At 75.5% G+C, this 17201-nt stretch carries 11 protein-coding genes; 8 read left to right on the top strand and 3 right to left on the bottom strand.

Going from position 1 to position 17201, the window contains the following annotated elements; genetic code table 11:
• Positions 1-140: 140 nt before the first annotated feature.
• Both ACFU7Z_RS18730 and ACFU7Z_RS18725 read right to left on the bottom strand, forming a co-directional pair.
• On the bottom strand, positions 141-860 hold the full coding sequence (locus tag ACFU7Z_RS18730) for a hypothetical protein (RefSeq protein ID WP_380778327.1): 720 nt from the start codon (positions 858-860) through the stop codon (positions 141-143).
• A 363-nt stretch (positions 861-1223) separates the two neighbouring features.
• Positions 1224-3419 carry a RecQ family ATP-dependent DNA helicase gene (locus tag ACFU7Z_RS18725; RefSeq protein WP_380778323.1) on the bottom strand — a complete coding sequence of 732 codons (2196 nt, stop codon included), beginning with the start codon at positions 3417-3419 and terminating at the stop codon, positions 1224-1226.
• Between the two features lie 229 nt (positions 3420-3648).
• Between ACFU7Z_RS18725 and ACFU7Z_RS18720 the strand changes: the two genes are divergently transcribed.
• Positions 3649-5214 carry a DUF4192 family protein gene (locus ACFU7Z_RS18720; RefSeq protein ID WP_380778321.1) on the top strand — a complete coding sequence of 522 codons (1566 nt, stop codon included), beginning with the start codon at positions 3649-3651 and terminating at the stop codon, positions 5212-5214.
• A gap of 34 nt (positions 5215-5248) precedes the next feature.
• Here the strand turns inward: ACFU7Z_RS18720 and ACFU7Z_RS18715 are convergent, their stop codons facing one another.
• The gene (locus ACFU7Z_RS18715; RefSeq protein WP_380778319.1) at positions 5249-6562 is read right to left on the bottom strand and encodes an alpha/beta fold hydrolase; all 1314 of its coding nucleotides are present in this window, start codon (positions 6560-6562) and stop codon (positions 5249-5251) included.
• A 762-nt stretch (positions 6563-7324) separates the two neighbouring features.
• Between ACFU7Z_RS18715 and ACFU7Z_RS18710 the strand changes: the two genes are divergently transcribed.
• The 7 genes from ACFU7Z_RS18710 (at position 7325) to ACFU7Z_RS18680 (ending at position 17136) form a co-directional block, all read left to right on the top strand.
• Entirely contained in the window at positions 7325-9451 is a 2127-nt protein-coding gene (locus tag ACFU7Z_RS18710) for a glycogen debranching N-terminal domain-containing protein (protein WP_380778325.1), read from the top strand.
• A 171-nt stretch (positions 9452-9622) separates the two neighbouring features.
• Positions 9623-10381: an NUDIX domain-containing protein gene (locus ACFU7Z_RS18705; RefSeq protein WP_049659772.1), complete on the top strand. Its 759-nt coding sequence runs from the start codon at positions 9623-9625 to the stop codon at positions 10379-10381.
• 207 nt (positions 10382-10588) lie between these two features.
• A complete protein-coding gene (locus ACFU7Z_RS18700; protein ID WP_049659770.1) occupies positions 10589-10867 on the top strand; it encodes a hypothetical protein in 279 nt (92 codons plus the stop codon).
• 328 nt (positions 10868-11195) lie between these two features.
• A complete protein-coding gene (locus tag ACFU7Z_RS18695; protein WP_380778317.1) occupies positions 11196-12842 on the top strand; it encodes an ATP-binding cassette domain-containing protein in 1647 nt (548 codons plus the stop codon).
• A gap of 3 nt (positions 12843-12845) precedes the next feature.
• Positions 12846-13751 carry a hypothetical protein gene (locus tag ACFU7Z_RS18690; RefSeq protein ID WP_380778315.1) on the top strand — a complete coding sequence of 302 codons (906 nt, stop codon included), beginning with the start codon at positions 12846-12848 and terminating at the stop codon, positions 13749-13751.
• A 191-nt stretch (positions 13752-13942) separates the two neighbouring features.
• The gene (locus tag ACFU7Z_RS18685) at positions 13943-14875 is read left to right on the top strand and encodes a FadR/GntR family transcriptional regulator (protein ID WP_049650790.1); all 933 of its coding nucleotides are present in this window, start codon (positions 13943-13945) and stop codon (positions 14873-14875) included.
• A gap of 608 nt (positions 14876-15483) precedes the next feature.
• Positions 15484-17136 carry an RNA polymerase sigma factor gene (locus ACFU7Z_RS18680; protein WP_380778313.1) on the top strand — a complete coding sequence of 551 codons (1653 nt, stop codon included), beginning with the start codon at positions 15484-15486 and terminating at the stop codon, positions 17134-17136.
• Positions 17137-17201: the final 65 nt, after the last annotated feature.

Here is a 17201-nt window from a genome sequence, read left to right as displayed (position 1 = left end):
GGCCTGACCACAGCCGTCCACTTCGGGCCCGGCGCCGCCGTACGGTGCCGGGCCCGAGGTCCGTCCCGCGGCCCCCGGTGGCTGACGGCTGTTGCCGAAGGCCGGTGTTGACGGCCTGACGGCCGAGGGCTGCCGCGGACTCAGCGCGTGCCGGTGCGGCGGGTCGGTTCGGCCGCCGCGGCCCGCGTCGCGGTCCACGGGGGATCGGACTGCGGGGAGCGCGCCGTGTCCTCGCCGCGCTTGGCCTGGTCGGCCGCCAGCAGGCGGGTCCGCTGGCCGCGCGGGGCCTCCAGGGCCGAACGCGGCGGCAGTTCCGTCACGGTGTGCACCGGCCCCTCGGCCCAGGAGCCCGAGTGCGGCTTGCGCCCGCCCCGACCGTCCCCGAGGACCTGCCAGCCCGCCGGGGTGAGTCCGATGTACGCCCCGCAGCGCAGTCCGTGCAGTGCGGACGCGTCCCGCAGCGCCCACATCCAGGCGCCGTCCTGCACCGTCCAGCCGGGTGCGCCGTCGCGGCAGCGCAGCAGTAGGGCCGTCCGGGTCGGCTCGGGCAGTCGCAGGTCGTGCGGGATGATCCGGCGCAGGTTCGCCAGCAGCGCGTTGCGGTGCTGCCATCCGTCGGTGTCGTGCGGCCAGGGGGTGAACGAGGCCGAGGCGGCGAGGTGGTGGAGCGCGTCCAGGACGGCGACCACGACGGTGCCCGGCTGGGGCAGGTGGCGCTGGTGCAGTTCCACGACGAACTCGCGCGGGTCGCGCAGCAACGGGATCCCCGAGGCGGTCCAGGTCTCCAGGTCCAGCACCCGTCTGGGTTCCGGGCTCCCGGAGAAGGGATTCTGACCTCGGCCGATACCGTTGATCACGATCCTCCTTCCTGGCCCGTGGGCAGGCGGGTGCCTGGGTACGCCGAAGGGCGGGTCCAGCGGACCGGATTTCGGGTACCCCCCAATTCTCGGGGCATCGGGGGCGGAGCGGCAACGATGAAATGATGAACGCCATCCGATAGCCCATGGTCTGCCGGATATGTTCCACAGTCGCCCGAACGCCGTGGAGGTGCCGCCGAGCCTTGATCCACAACGCCCGGAGGGCAGGGTGAGCCGTCATCGGCGCGGTGACCACTCCTTTCTCGGGCCGTTCGACCGGTGTGATCGAAATCGCTTCGCTTGATCCTTTCTGTTGGGCCATTCGAGTGAACGAGAGGGCTCCTTCGCCGGTTTTCCGGCGTCGGGTCACCCCTGCACGGCCAGCACCAGCGGCAGCACCGCGCTCGCCCCCGCCCGGCGCAGCAGCCGGGCGGCCACGGTGACCGTCCACCCCGAGTCGACGAGGTCGTCCACCAGCAGCACCGGCCCACCGGCGGCCGCCACCGCCTGCTCGACCTCCGGTGGCAGGACCAGCGCGCCGGCCAGCGAGTGCAGCCGCTGGGCGCTGTTGCTGCGGGCGCCGTGCGGGGGCAGCCCGCCGGCGTACTCGATCCGGCCGAGCAGCGGCAGCCGCCCGATCTCGGCGATCCGCGCGCCCAGGCTGCCGACCAGCCGGGGCCTGGCCGAGGAGGCCATCGTCACCACGCCGACCGGCCGGTCCAGCCGGGCTCCCTCCGTGGTCGCGGGCCCGGCCCAACCGCCCGGACCGCGGGCCCAGTCGGCGAGCACCGCCACCAGGGCGTCCACCGCCTCGCCGGGCACCGGCACGTCCGGCGCCTGCTCGGCGAGCAGGGTGCGCAGCCGGTTGCCCCAGCCGATGTCGGACAGTCGGCCGAGCGCACGGCCGGCCTCCGCCTGCTCGCCCGCCGGGATCCGGCCCTTGAGCGGCACCCCGAGTGCGTCCATCCCGGTCGGCCAGAGCCGTCGGGGCTCGAAGCTCACGCCCGGGCGGCCGAGCGCGGCCCGGGCGGCGGCCAGCGCCTCGGCGGAGACGTCCGGGGTGTGCAGCGGCCCCGCGCAGTTGTCGCACCGGCCGCACGGCGCGGCCTCCTCGTCGTCCAGCTGGCGGCGCAGGAACTCCATCCGGCAGCCGGTGCCCGCCGCATAGTCGCGCATCGCCCGCTGCTCCGCCTCCCGGGAGGCGGCGACCTTGGCGTAGCGGGCGGTGTCGTACTCCCAGCTCTGGCCGGTGGCCGTCCAGCCGCCCTTGACCCGGCGGACGGCGCCGTCCACGTCGAGCACCTTGAGCATGGTCTCCAGCCGGGCCCGGCGCAGGTCCACCCGGGGTTCCAGGGCGGCGGTGGAGAGCGGCCGGCCGGCCTCGGCCAGCGCGTCGATGGTGCGGCGCACCTGATCCTCCGGGGGGAAGGCCAGCGAGGCGAAGTAGCGCCAGATCGCCTCGTCCTCCCGCCCGGGCAGCAGCAGCACCTCGGCTCGGTCCACTCCGCGCCCGGCCCGGCCGACCTGCTGGTAGTAGGCGATCGGCGAGCTGGGCGAGCCGAGGTGCACCACGAAGCCGAGGTCGGGCTTGTCGAAGCCCATGCCGAGCGCGGAGGTGGCGACCAGCGCCTTGACCCGGTTGGCCAGCAGGTCGGCCTCGGCGGTGCGGCGCTCGGCGTCCTCGGTGCGGCCGGAGTAGGAGGCCACCGGGAAGCCGCGTTCGCGCAGGAAGGCCGTCACCTCCTCGGCGGCGGCCACCGTCAGGGTGTAGACGATGCCCGAGCCGGGGAGCCGGTCGAGGTGGTCGGCCAGCCAGGCGAGGCGGTGCGCCGGGTCGGGCAGCGAGAGCACGCCCAGGGTGAGGCTCTCCCGGTCGAGCGGCCCGCGCAGCACCAGGGCGTGCTCGTCGGTGGTGCCGGTGCCGAGCTGCTCGGCGACGTCCGCGGTGACCCGGGCGTTGGCGGTGGCGGTGGTGGCCAGCACCGGGACGCCGGGCGGCAGGTCCGCGAGCATGGTGCGCAGCCGGCGGTAGTCGGGGCGGAAGTCGTGCCCCCAGTCCGAGATGCAGTGGGCCTCGTCGACCACGAGCAGGCCGGTGGAGGCGGCGAGCTCAGGCAGCACCTGGTCGCGGAAGTCCGGGTTGTTCAGCCGCTCGGGGCTGACCAGCAGGATGTCGACCTTCCCGTCGGCGACCTCCTCCTGGATCGCGGTCCACTCGTCGGTGTTGGCCGAGTTGATCGTGCGGGCGTGGATGCCGGCCCGGGCGGCCGACTCGACCTGGTTGCGCATCAGGGCGAGCAGCGGCGAGACGATCACCGTCGGCCCGGCGCCGCGGGCCCGGAGCAGGGCGGTGGCGATGAAGTAGACGGCGGACTTCCCCCAGCCGGTGCGCTGGACGACCAGGGCGCGGCGGTGGTCGACCACGAGGGCCTCGATGGCCGTCCACTGGTCCTCGCGCAGGGTGGCTCCGGGGCCGGCGAGCTCGCGCAGGACGGCCTCGGCCCGCGCCCGGACCTCGGCGCGGTCGGCGGTGGCGGTGGTGTGGATGTCGGGCTGCTGCATGGCGTCCATGTAACCCCGTACCGCCGACAAGCGACGAATGCCGGGGAGCGGAGACGGGGGAAGGTGGGATGTATTTCATCCGCTGATCCGCTGAACGGCGGTCAAAATCCACTCGCGGGAGGGAGTGTCGCCTGCTCCGAATGAGTGAGGGAAAATTCGGGGGCGGAGTTATCCACAGGAAAAAAGTCGGTTCCGACATCGTTCGCGGATTGCGTCCACTCTTGCGGCCATGAACGCGATGAACAACGAACACGTCATTCTGTCCCTCGGACCGGCCTCCGACCACCGGCAGGTCGTCATGCGCGGCCCGGCCGACATGGCCGAGCTGCTTCCGTACTTCCTGGGCTTCTACCCCGACGACAGCATCGTCGCGGTGGGGCTCCACGGCCCCGGCCTGCACCAGGGCGGGGTGATCCGGGCGGACCTGCCGCGGTCGCCCGCGCAGTGGCCGGCCGCGGCGGAGGAGACGGCCGCCCTGCTGGTCGCCCTCTCCGAGCGGCACGGAGCCCGGCCGCTCCAGGTGCTCCTCTACCTCTGCCAGGACCGCGGTACGGCCCACGCCCCGCCGGTGGTGGACGGGCTGCGGCCGCTGGCGGAGGTCCTCCGGGCGGCCTTCGGGCGCCGGGGCGTGGCCGTCAAGGAGGCGCTGTGCGTCTCGGACGGCCGCTGGTGGTCCTTCCTCTGCCGCGGCGACGGGTGCTGCGACGCGGCGGGCAATCCGGTGCGGCGCAGCCCGGAGCCCGGTCCGGCGGCCGCCGCCGCGACGGTGGCCGGCCTGGTGCCGCGCGGCAGCCGCAAGGCCATCATCGGCGGGCTGGACCCGGTCGGTCCGCCGGCGGACGCCGCCCAGCGCGAGGCGCTCGCCCGGGCCGAGGCCGTGGACGCCCTCGCCAGGGAGCAGCGCCTCGCCCTGCTCGACCAGGCCTTCGCCGAGTTCCGGGCCGGAGCCAGGGAACTCGACGCGGACCGGACGGCCCAGCTGCTGCTCGCCCTGCGGGACCGCCTGGTGCGGGACCGCGGCGTCGAGTACGCCAGGCCCGACGAACTGGCCCCGGCCGAGCGGCTCTGGCGCTTCCTCGCCCGGCGGGCCGTGCCGCCGTACGAGGGCTGTGCGGTGGCCCCGCTCACCCTGCTGGCCTGGACGTCCTGGGTCGCCGGGGACACGGCGACGGCCCGGGTCGTGCTCGGGCACGTCCTGCGGCTCGCCCCGGGCTACCTGCTGGCCGAGCTGCTCTACGAGTCGCTCAACGACGGCATGACGCCCCAGGGGCTGCTGGCCGCCGTCGAGGCCCAGCGCCGGCGGCGCGAGGAGCCCGGGGACGCCACGGTCCCGGGCGAGGAGCCGCGGCCTCCGGCGGGCGGAGCGCCGAACGCCGAGGTGCCGCCGCCCGCCCAGGGGGCGCCCCTCCGCGACGACGCGGGTCCCGGGCCCGCCGCCCCGGGCGCCGGCGAGGCCCCCGGTGAGCGGCCCGGGCGGTCGGCCGGCGCGCGGCGGCACCGGCGTGGCGGTCGCCGGAAGGGCTCGTCCACGGCGTCGGTACCGACGGATCCGGGTCAGGGCGCCCCGGACGGCTCGGGAGGCCCGGAGCCGGACGGCGGTGGCGCCGGGGCGGTCGCCCTGCTGTCGGCGCCCGGACGGGCTGTGGCGCCCGGGCACGCCAGGGTGGCCGGGGAGCGGTTCGCCCGGGGCCTGCGGCTCGGCCGGGCGGCGGCCTGCGTGCCCGCCGCCCGGACCGGCCACCACCGCTGCCGGGGCGTCCGGCGGGCGGCGGGAGGAGGCCACCGTGCGCACTGAGCCGCTCCGCGCCGCGGCGCCGGCCCGAGGGCCGCTACGCCTCGCCGTGCGCCATCTTGATCAGGCGGTCCAGCACCGTGCCGCCGCTCATCCGAAGGCCGTCGTGCTCCCACTCGTTGGTGATCCAGGTCCGCAGGCCGCGCACCGCGCGGGCGGTCTCCAGCGAGTCGGCGGTGTCCACGTACATGTCGTCGTGGTACACGGCCGCCACGACCGGCACGGTGTTGGTGGCCAGTCGCACCCGGTCGTACAGGTCGGGCCAGTCGGTGCGGGCGGCGAGCAGGTCCGCGGTCTCCTTCAGCGGGCGCAGCGCCGGGTCGGTGTCGAACATCCAGGGGTAGATCATCTCCCCGGTGAACAGCACCGGCGCGTCGGACTCCAGCGCGGCCCGGGCGTCGAACTGCGGGAACTCCTTGCGGACCCGCTCGGCCGCCCAGGCGGTGCCGCCCTGGTCCACCGACCGCTGGCCGTAGATCGACTCGTGCAGCACCGCGTAGAGCGGGCCGCCCGCGAAGGAGAGCTGCGCCTGGGCGCCGGCCAGGAAGGTGTCGGAGAGCTCGGGCCCGGCCGCGCCCTCCACCCAGGCCTCCTCCAGCAGGTAGTGCAGCGTGCCGGAGCCGTTGCCGCCGCCGAGCAGCATGCCGAGCGCCTGGAACGCCTCGATGGTGAGCAGCCCGCCGTCCGGCAGGGTCGCGGGGGAGTCGGCGAGGTGGGCCGCGATCCGGCGCACCGCCTGGACGTCCTGCGGGAACCGGGCGTAGTGGCCCTCGTTCTTGCCGACCACCCGCGGGTAGGCGGCGCGGTAGACGTCGTCGGCCGAGCTGCCGAGGCCGGAGAGGCCACCGGTGATGAAGGCCTCGGTCAGGCCCTCGGGGGCGATGGAGAGGTAGGTGAGGGTGCAGAAGCCGCCGAAGCTCTGGCCCAGCACGCTCCAGCGCCGGTCGGCGCCGAGCAGCCGCTCGCGGATCAGCTCGGCGTCCCGGACGATCGAGTCCGCGCGGAAGAGGGCCAGGTAGTCCGCCTGTTCCTGCGGACTACCGCGCCGGGCGAGGGTCTGCCGGGTCGCGGGGGTGGACCGCCCGGTGCCGCGCTGGTCGAGCAGGAGCACCCGGTAGTCGTCCAGGGCGCGCTCCAGCCAGGAGTCCCGGCCGAGCGGCCGGGCGGCCTTGCCGCCCGGCCCGCCCTGGAGGTAGACCAGCCAGGGCAGGTCGGCCCGCTCGCGGCCTGCGGCGACCACCTCGCGGGCGTACACCTCGATCTGCTCGCACTGCGGGGCGGCGTGGTCGAGCGGCAGCTGGAACACGTGGTCGGTCGTGACAATCCCGGGCAGCCGGCTGATGGTGGACATGCAACTCCTCGGTCTCTGCTGGTCACAGCGATGGCGTCGCGGTTCACGGGGTCACCGGGTGCGGGGGCCGCGACCCCCGCACCGTATCCTGGCGGCGGTCGAGCACCGGTTCGACCGCCCCGTCCGTCCGACCGGTCGGCCGACCCCGGCCGACGACCGCCCCGAGCGGGCCCGACGGCGGCCCGCAAGACGAGTGCCGGCCCCGGATCGCGGACGGTGACGCGCCCGCGCCGAGGCCCCGGTGACGTTCCGACGGAAGCTGTACGGCCGCCCGGCAGAACCGTCCCGACCAGCGGCGCAGCGGCGGGGCGTGACCTGGTGGCGGTGCGCGGCGTTCACTCCGGGGGTCTCCGCCCGGTTCGGGCGGGCCGATCACCGGGCGGTGCGGACCAGAGCGCCCGGACACCGGCAGCCGTCGGCGGCCGCGTGCGGCACCATGACCGGTGGCCACCAGGGGGCCGAGCGTCACGGCGGGTGCGGGCCGCGGGGGAAGGGCGTCACCGGCCGACCGGGCCGCCGGACCTGACGGCGTGCCGGGCCACGGCGAGGGGCCCCGGGAACGAAGGCGCGGCGCGCCGGTACCGGCCCGGTACCGAGCACCGCATGGCACGACCCGTCACCGGGTACGGCCAGAAACGGCACACCCGCCGACGGGACGGCCCCGCCGGCCCGGCATCATCAGCACGCGATCGAGCATGCTCGCGGCCCACCGGCCTGACCCGGCCACCGGACCGCCGAGGGGAGGAGAGTCCGGTGACCGCCATGAGGCCACCACAGGCCATGCCGGCCGAGAGCGTGGTCGGCGCGCCGCCCAGGCCGGTGGGCCGCCACGACCAGGCCCCGGCAGCCGGGCCCGCGGGCGCACCGCTCGGCCCGGGCCGAGCCGCGGCCCCGCCGCGGCCGCAGCCGCCCGCCGTCCACCACGCGGTGATCTGCGTCAACGCCCCGGCGATGGCCGCCTCCGGCCCCGACGGCCAGCTGCGCGGCCACGGCCTGCACGGCTTCTACCGCAACGGCGTCCGGGTGCTCGCCCGGATGGAGCTGCGGCTGGGCGGCATGGAGCCGCTGCCGCTCCAGGGCACCCTGACCAGCACCGCCCAGGCCCGCTTCCTCGGCGCCGTCCGCATCCCCGGCGACCTCGACCCGGATCCGGCACTCACCGTCGAGCGGCTGCGGCACGCGGACGGCGTGGAGACCGTGGTCGTGCGCAACACCGGTCCCCGGCCCGCCCGGCTGCCACTGGAGATAGCCCTCGGCACCGACCTCGGCCCGGTCGCCGAGATCGCGGCCGGGCACCGCCAGCCCGACCTGCCGGGGCAGGTGCAGTCCGCCGGACTGCGCTGGACGGGCCCGGTGCACAGCGCCGTGGTCAGCGCCCAGCCCTCCCCGCACGCCGTCCTGGCCGGCGCCGGCGTGCTCCGCTGGGACCTGGAGGTCCAGCCGGGAGCCCGCTGGTCGGTCGAGCTGCACACCGAGCTGGAGACCGCCGCCGGCGGCCCGCGCCCGCCGGGCGGCCGCGGCACCGGCGCGCCACTGCCCTGGTCCGAGCCGGAGGTCCGCAGCGACGACACCCGGGCCGCCCCACTGGTCTCCCGCTCGCTGGACGCCCTCGGCGGGCTGCTCTTCGCCGACCCGGACCGCCCGACCGACCTCTACCCGGCCTCCGGAGCGCCCTGGCGCTTCGGCCTCGCCCCGGCCGACGCGCTCTGGGCCGCCCGGCTGACCCTGCCGCTCGGCACCCGGCTGGCGGCCGGCACCCTCCGGGCGCTGGCCCGCCGCCAGCAGCTCGCCCCCGCCCCGGGCCGCACCGAGGGCCTGCTGCCCGGCGCCCTGCGCCACGGCGGTCCCGAGCTGCCACCCACCTGCACGGCCACCGAGGCTACCCTGCTGTTCGTCACCGTGCTGGCCGAGGCCTGGCGCTGGGGCCTGCCCCCGGCGGAGGTCGCCGAGCTGCTGCCGACCGCCGAGCGGGCCCTGGCCGCCCTGCGGGAGGGTCTGGTCGACGGCTTCGTCACCGACCTGAGCCGCCCGGCCGAGGAGCGCTCCGCCCACCCGGTCGCCGCCCGCGCCGAGGTCCAGGCGCAGGCCCACCGCGCCGCCCTGCACGGGGCCGAGCTGCTGGAGGCCTTCGGCCGACCGGGCGCCGAGGACTGGCGCGGCTGGGCCGCCGGGCTGCGCCGGCGCTTCCGCGAGCGGTTCTGGGTCGACGACCTCTCCGGCGGCCGCCCCGCGGCCGGGCTGGCCCCGGGCGGCCAGCCGCTGCCCGCCGTCGCCTCCTCCCTGGTGCACCTGCTGGACACCGGGCTCGCCGTCGACGGCGGCCGGCACGAGAGCCTGCTGGACCGCGAGCAGACCCGGCTGCTCGCCCAGCGCCTGGTCGCGCCGGAGCTGGACAGCGGCTGGGGCCTGCGCACCCTGAGCGCCAAGTCCCTCCGCTTCAACCCGCTGGGCCACCGCGGCGGCGCGGTGCGGGTCCACGAGACGGCGCTGGCGGTCGCCGGACTGGCCGAGGCCGGTCACGAGAACGAGGCCGGCACCCTGCTGGAGGGCCTGCTCGCCGCGAGCGCCCACTTCGAGGGGCGCCTGCCGGAGATGTACGCGGGGGAGCAGCGCACCCCCGGCTGCCCGCCGGTGCCGCACCCGGCCGCCTGCCGCCCGGCGGCGGTCTCCGCGGCCGGTGCCGTGCACGCGGTGTTCGCCCTCGCCGGGGTCCGGCCCGACGTCCCGGGCGGCCGGGTGCTGGTCCGCCCGGCCAGCACCGCACCGCTCGGCGAGCTGGAGCTGACCGGTCTGCGGGTGGCGGGCGAGCCCTTCTCCGTCCGGGTGAGCCGGATCGGCGTGGCGATGGTGGAGGAGGCGTCCGAGGACCTGCAACTCGTCGCCCGCTGAGCCCGCCGCCGCCCGCCACCGCCCGTCCGGGCCCGGTGTCGGTGACACCGGGTCACCGGCACCGCTCCCGGCCCGTACACGAACCGCGCCGGGCCGGGCGGGGGCCACCGGCCAGGAGCGGCCACGCACGGGCCTGTGCTTATCGTCAGAGAGACGACTATGATCGTCGCCATGTCGCGCTACGATCCGTCGGCCTTCCCCCCGTTCGCTGTCACGGTTGACCTCGTGGTGCTGACGGTGCGCGACCACTCGCTCTGCGCCCTGCTGGTCAGACGCGGCGAGCCGCCGTTCCAGGGGTACTGGGCGCTGCCCGGCGGCTTCGTCCGCCCGGACGAGGGCCTGGCCGAGGCCGCCTCCCGCGAGCTGGCCGAGGAGACCGGCCTGCGCGCCCACACCGCCCCCGGCCAGGACGCGGTCGGCCCCGGTGCGGCCGGCGCCCACCTCGAGCAGCTCGCCACCTACGGCCACCCGCAGCGCGACCCCCGGATGCGCGTGGTCAGCGTCGCCTACCTGGTGCTCGCCCCCGACCTGCCGACGCCCCGGGCCGGCGGCGACGCCAGCGGCGCCCGCTGGGCCCCGGTCGGCGAACTCCTCGGGGAGAACCCGGCCGACGGCGTCCCGCTCGCCTTCGACCACGGCCTGATCCTCGCCGACGGTGTGGAACGCGCCCGCTCCAAGATCGAGTACTCCTCCCTCGCCACCGCCTTCTGCCCGACCGAGTTCACCGTCGGCGAGCTGCGCCGGGTCTACGAGGCGGTCTGGGGCGTGGTGCTGGACCCGCGGAACTTCCACCGCAAGGTCACCGGCACCCCCGGCTTCCTGCTGCCCTCGGGCGGCACGACGACCCGTCAGGGTGGCCGTCCGGCCCAGCTGTTCACCGCCGGCGGTGCGACCGTCCTCAACCCGCCCATGCTCCGCCCGGAGTCCTGACCCCCGCGGGCCCTGTGCCCGGCCCTGCCCCCAGCCCTCCGCCAGGCCCTGTGCCCGGTTCGCCCGGACCCGGTACCGACCCGCCGTTGCGCGGCATCGGGCAGCCGAATGGCCTGGCCTGGCTGCGGACCCGGGGGCGTCGGCGCAGAGTGTCGGTGGACGCTCCGACCGCCCGGGCCGGAGGCCTCCGGTCCAGGGAGTCCCGCGATGGCCATCAAGGACTGCGCCAACCAGCGAATCCTCATCGAGGGGCTGGCGGCGGACTACCGGAGCCTGGACAGGACCACCACCGCAACGGAGAAGGAACTGGCCGAGCTGCAGGCCGAGCACGCGGCGCCCGAGTCGATCGCCGCCGTCGAGGAACGGCTGGCCGCCGAGCGGGAGCGGTTGGGCGAGATCGTGGTCGAGGGCCAGGCCGCTGTCGACGACTTCCACGCGGAGTGCGGCGGTGAGCAGCTCCCGCCACCGCCCTGGCCTTCCCTGTAGGGGCCGCACCCCTCATCGGACACGGAGCCCCGCCCGTCCGGCACCACCGGAGCCGCCGACATCACCGGCACCACCGGAGCCACCGGAGCCGCCGAAGCAACCGACTCCGCCGGGACCCGGAACGGACCGGTCGACCGTGAATCGCAGGATCGGATTGTCCCCTGATCGGGTGAGGTGGGCAGCCGGTGGGCCCGTGCCGTTCCCGTAATGCCCGGAATAGCCGTCGCCGCCCCCTAATGTGCTGGCGCGGAGCCGCGCGGGTGCATGCCCGCCCGTCAGGGGTGCTCCGCGTCGAACAGCTCGGCCGAGGGCACGGGAGCAGCCAGCGATGATCCAGATCACGGGACTGACCAAGGTCTACCGCAAGGGCGCTCCGCCCGCAGTGCTCGACCTGACCTTCGACGCCCGGCCCGGCACGGTGACCGCGCTGCTCGGCGCCGAGGGGGCGGGCAAGTCCACCGCCCTGCGGCTGATGCTCGAACTCGAACGCGGCCAGGGCGTCACGCTCTTCGACGGCCGCCGCTACCGTCGGCTGCGCCACCCCGAGCGCGAGGTGGGGGTGCTGCTGCCCGGCACCGGGGAGGCCGCGGTGGCCGGACATCCGGGCCGCAAGGCGCGCAGCCACCTGCGGATGCTCGCCGCAGCCGTCGGCGTCCCGGCCCGGCGGGCCGACGAACTGCTGGAGCAGACCCGGCTGGCCGCCGTCGCCGGGCAGCGGCTGCGCACCTTCTCGCCCGGCATGCACCGCCGCCTGGCCCTGGCCGCCGCCCTGCTCGGCGACCCCGGCGCGCTGCTGCTGGACGGGCCCGCCGACGGCCTGTCACCGCGCAACGTCGAGTGGTTCCACTCCTTCCTGCGCTCCTTCGGGGCCGCCGGCGGAACGGTCCTGGTGACCACCCGCACGCCGCAGGAGGCCTCGCAGCTCGCGGACCGGGTGGTCACCCTGGACCGTGGCCGACTGGTGGCCGACCAGCCGGTCGCGGAGTTCCGGCGGACCAGGCTCAGCCCCGAAGTGGCCGTCCGGGGGCCGCAGATGGCACGGCTGGCGGACCTGCTGGTCAGCCAGGGCGCGGACGTCCGACGGGACGGCAGCGTGGGCCTCGCGGTGGCCGGCATCGACCGCACCGAGATCGGCGAACTCGCCTACCGTCACGGGATCCTGTTGCACGAGTTGGCGGACCGGGTGGTCGAGCAGCCGGCGCCGCGGGTCGTCCTGCCGGTCGGCTCGGGCCGCTCCGGCCACCTCCGCCTCCACCCGGAACCCGGGGCGGGGCCGAGCCCGGAGTCGGCCGAGCAACCGAACCCGGAACCGGACCCGGCACCGAGCCCGGAACCGAAGTCGGAGCCAGGCCCGCAGTCGGCCGCCGAGCGGATCCCCGAGCCGGCCGCCGAGCCCACCCCGGTCGGAGCCGTGACGACTCCGGCCGAGCCGGCCACCGTCTTCGCCCCCGAAGCCTCCGTCCCCGAAGCCATTACCCCCGGAGCCACCGCCTCCGTCCCCCGTGCCGCCACCGCCCCGAAGCACAACGCCCCCCGCCGCCGGGAGGACGGCTCCCTGCCCACCCGCGCCCTGCCCGCCGTGGCAATCGCCGCCGCGCTCCCTGCCGCCGCGCTCCCCGTCCTCGGTTCGGCGGGCCGCCGCCCCGGGCCCGTCGGCCGTCGGCCGGAGCCGACCGCGGAGGCCGGGTCCGACGCCCCCGCCAAGCCCGCCCCCGCGCCCATCGTCGCCGTCGACCGGCTCTTCCGCGACGACCCGGCCCCGGCCCTGCCGCAGCCGCCCGCCCGGGTCCGGCCGCCGGGCCGCCGGGTGAGCGCCGACGACCTGCTCACCGACGACACCGTCCGCCTCCGTCGCCCCGTCTCGGGCACGAGCGTCGTCCGGGTCTCCACCGCCCAGCCCCCCGCCGCCCCCACGGCCCCCGCCATCCCCGCAGCCCCTGCCCCCGCCACCCCCGACGACCACCGGAGCGAGTGAACCGTGCGTGTCCTGGCCTACGAGCTGCGCCGCCTGCGCGGCCTGCGTTCCACCTGGCTGCTGCTCGCCGCCGTGCTGCTCGGCGACGCCGTCGTGGCCGCCGTCCTGGCGGACCAGGCCCCGGACGGCCCGCTGGCCGCCCCGGCCGGGGTGCGGCTGCTGACCGCCGCCGTCCCGTTGGTCCCGCTGCCCTTCGCGGCGCTCGGCGCCGGGGTGCTGGGCGCGCTCTCGTACGGGCACGAGGTGCGCCACCCGGGGCTGCCGGCCTCGCAGGTGTCGTACCCGCGCCGGGTGCGACTGCTGCTGGCCAAGCTGCTGGTGATCGGGCCGGTGGCGGCCCTGCTGGCGCTGACCACCCTGCTGCTCGACACGCTGGCCGTGCACCTCGCGCTGCCGGACGGCGTCACCGTGGCGGCCTGGGCGGACCCGGCCGCGCTGTCGGACCGGGTGTCCGCGGCGGTGACCGGCGCCGGGCTGTCCGGGCTGTCCGACCTGCCGGGCGTGTTCTCCCCGCTCGGCCTGACGGCCGGTCACGGGGTGCCCGCCGCCCTGCTGGCCTTCGTCCTGCTCACCGTGGTGGCGGCCTGGACCGGGGTGCTGACGGCCTCGCTGACCCGCAGCGCCGCGGCCGGGGTGCTGTTGCTGTGCGCACTGCCGCCGCTGCTGGAGTCCGGCGTCGCCCTGCTGCTGCGTCACACCGGCAGGCCGTGGCCGGCCCGGGCGGCCGAGCTGCTGCCGTTCCAGTCCGGGATCGAGTGGGCCTACGGCTGGGTGTACGGCGGTGCGCACGAGGCGGTGGCCGGGAGCGCGGCGCTGACCGATCCGGCGCTGCTCGCCGCGGTCGCGGCCCCCGCGGGGCTCCTGCTGCTCGCCGCCCTGCTGGCCCAGGCCCGCCGCCGCGCCCTGTAGGCCCGTGGCTGCGCATCGCGCAGGGCCTCCCGCACGGAGCCGCACCCGTGGGCGCGGCCCTGTCCGGTCCTGCGGAAGCCCCCGGGGTGCGGTCCTGCCCGTGGCTACCAAGATCGACCAGCAGTGACCGTAATGCGCGGTTCTTCCTGATAAGAAGTCAATTATCCAGTCACGGTCGATCACCCTTTCGTGTGCTTTTCACGAGAATTCTCAAGCCACGCCTGCGGATCGCCGACAAAGGAGGCGTGAGTACCCTTGCGCACCCCACCATGACCCCCGCCCGTTCCGCCGATGGGCCCATCCACGGTCCCGGCGACCTGGACCGCTTCTCGTACGCCGACCGGCCGACCCCGCCGGCGCCCCGCTGGGAGGGCGCCGAGTCCGACATCGGCCGGGTCGGCCGCAAGACCACCAGCAGCCGCGGCCGCGGTCTGCACGGCCAGCTGGTCCAGCAGCTCGGCCAGATGATCGTCTCCGGCGATCTCGGTGCCGACCGCCCGCTGGTGCCCGAGGAGATCGGCCAGCGGTTCGAGGTCTCCCGGACCGTCGTCCGCGAGTCGCTGCGCGTGCTGGAGGCCAAGGGCCTGGTCAGCGCCCGGCCGAACGTCGGCACCCGGGTCCGTCCGGTCGGCGACTGGAACCTGCTGGACCCGGACATCATCGAGTGGCGCGCCTTCGGTCCGCAGCGGGACGAGCAGCGCCGGGAGCTGTTCGAGCTCCGCTGGGCGATCGAGCCGCTGGCAGCCCGGCTCGCCGCCGGTCACGGCCGGGAGGACGTCCAGCAGCGCCTGGTCGAGCTGGTCGAGATCATGGGCCACGCCGCCTCCCAGGCCGACCTCTCCACGTACACCCGGGCCGACGCCGAGCTGCACGGCCTGATCCTCCAGATGGCCGGCAACCGGATGCTGGAGCACCTGTCCGGGATCGTCGCCTGCGCGCTGCAGGTCTCGGGCGGCCCGGCGATCTCCTGCGAGCGGCCCTCCGAGTCCTCGGTCGGCCTGCACGCCCGGCTGGTGGACGCGCTGGGCGCCGGCGACGGCACCGCGGGCGAGGTCGCGATGCGGGCGCTGCTCACCGTCCATCCCGAGGTCGAGCCGTCCGTCCCCGCGCCCAGGGAGCACTGAACGGGCTGTTTCCACGAGCGGAGGCGCCGGCTGGCGGCGGTCCGCTCCGCCAGGGCCCTCCGGTCGCATCGTGCGGCGCAGCCGGGGGGCCTCCGCATGCCGTCACCCCTCGGGTCGACCGGAGCCGGGAGAACGTGGGGAACGCCGGGGGCGGGAGAAGGACGGGGAAGCCGGGGGAAGCCGGAGTCGGGGGAGCCGGGGAGAGGCCGGGAGAGCCGGCCGCGCCCGGGAGGGGTCACCGGGCCCGGGAAGGCGGGCAGGCGAAGGATGAGCCCGTTTCGCGGCTTGTCCATGACAATAGTTCACCTCGCGAGTGCGCGATGATGGAAGCGGCCCCGGGTTGCGGGCGCCGGGTCGGTGTGACCCGCGACACGAAGGCCATGCGTAACACTTGACGAGTAGCAGCGATGTGTCCTGAGCGGAAGCAGCTCCGGAATACTCCAACATGTCAGAATGCTGTGTTGGTCCGCGGCGCTGCTGCCGTCCTGCAAACCCAGTCCTCAAGCCCGAGTCGGTCGGAATCGACACCGCGCGTCCGACGCGCGATCTCCTTCCCCGCCCGCTCGGGCGGCCGGTACGGGTTCGAGATCCACTCATCGTCCGAGAGGTTGTTCGTGTCGGCCAGCACATCCCGTTCGCTTCCCCCCGAGATCGCCGAGTCCGCGGCTCTGCTGGCGCTCATCGAGCGGGGCAAGGCCCAGGGGCAGATCGCCGGTGACGACGTGCGCCAGGCGTTCGAGGCGGACCAGATCCCGGTCACCAAGTGGAAGAACGTCATGCGCAGCCTCAACCAGGTGCTGATTGAGGAGGGGGTGGACCTCATGGTCAGCGCGGCCGAACCGGCCGGCGCCAAGCGCAAGAGCGTTGCTGCCAAGAGCCCCACCAAGCGCACCGCCACCAAGGCTGTCACCACCCGGACCCCGGCCGCCCCGTCGGCCCCGACCAAGCCGCCCGTGCGGATCGCCCCCGGCGCTCCCGTCGCGGCGCCGGCCGTCGCGGCCGCCACGGCCCCGGCTCCCACCGTCTCCGCCGAGATCACCGCCGAGGGGAGGACCGCGGTCGGCTCCGAGCTGAAGGCGGCTCCCGCGAAGAAGGCCGCGCCGGCCAAGAAGGCCGCGGCGAAGAAGACCGCCGCGCCGGCCAAGAAGACCGCCGCCAAGAAGACCGCCGCCGGCAAGACCGCCAAGGGCGACGAGGAGCTGCTCGGCGAGGAGGAGCTGCTCGAGGACGTCGCGCTGCCCGGTGACAAGACCGAGGCCGAGGGCACCGCTCCGGAGGAGGAGTCGGAGGGCTTCGTCCTCTCCGACGACGACGAGGACGACGCGCCGGCCCAGCAGGTCGCCGTCGCCGGTGCCACCGCCGACCCGGTCAAGGACTACCTGAAGCAGATCGGCAAGGTCCCGCTGCTCAACGCCGAGCAGGAGGTCGAGCTCGCCAAGCGCATCGAGGCCGGCCTGTTCGCCGAGGACAAGCTCTCGGCCGCCGACAAGCTCGCCCCGAAGCTCAAGCGCGAGCTGGAGATCATCGCCGAGGACGGCCGCCGGGCCAAGAACCACCTGCTGGAGGCCAACCTCCGCCTCGTGGTCTCGCTGGCCAAGCGCTACACCGGTCGCGGCATGCTCTTCCTGGACCTGATCCAGGAGGGCAACCTCGGTCTGATCCGTGCGGTCGAGAAGTTCGACTACACCAAGGGCTACAAGTTCTCGACCTACGCCACCTGGTGGATCCGCCAGGCGATCACCCGCGCCATGGCCGACCAGGCCCGCACCATCCGCATCCCGGTGCACATGGTCGAGGTCATCAACAAGCTGGCCCGCGTCCAGCGCCAGATGCTCCAGGACCTGGGCCGCGAGCCCACCCCGGAGGAGCTGGCCAAGGAACTCGACATGACCCCCGAGAAGGTCATCGAGGTCCAGAAGTACGGCCGTGAGCCGATCTCGCTGCACACCCCGCTGGGCGAGGACGGCGACAGCGAGTTCGGTGACCTGATCGAGGACTCCGAGGCGGTCGTCCCGGCCGACGCGGTCTCCTTCACCCTGCTCCAGGAGCAGCTGCACTCGGTGCTGGACACCCTGTCCGAGCGCGAGGCGGGCGTGGTCTCGATGCGCTTCGGCCTGACCGACGGCCAGCCGAAGACGCTGGACGAGATCGGCAAGGTGTACGGGGTCACCCGTGAGCGCATCCGCCAGATCGAGTCGAAGACCATGTCGAAGCTGCGCCACCCGTCGCGCTCCCAGGTGCTGCGCGACTACCTGGACTGATTCGACGGCAGTCGTTCCACGCGAAGGCCCGGAGCCGTACGGCTCCGGGCCTTCGCGTGGAACGA

Source organism: Kitasatospora sp. NPDC057518 (genome assembly GCF_042802075.1).
GTDB lineage: Bacteria > Actinomycetota > Actinomycetes > Streptomycetales > Streptomycetaceae > Kitasatospora.
This window is presented reverse-complemented; position numbering and strand designations above follow the sequence as displayed.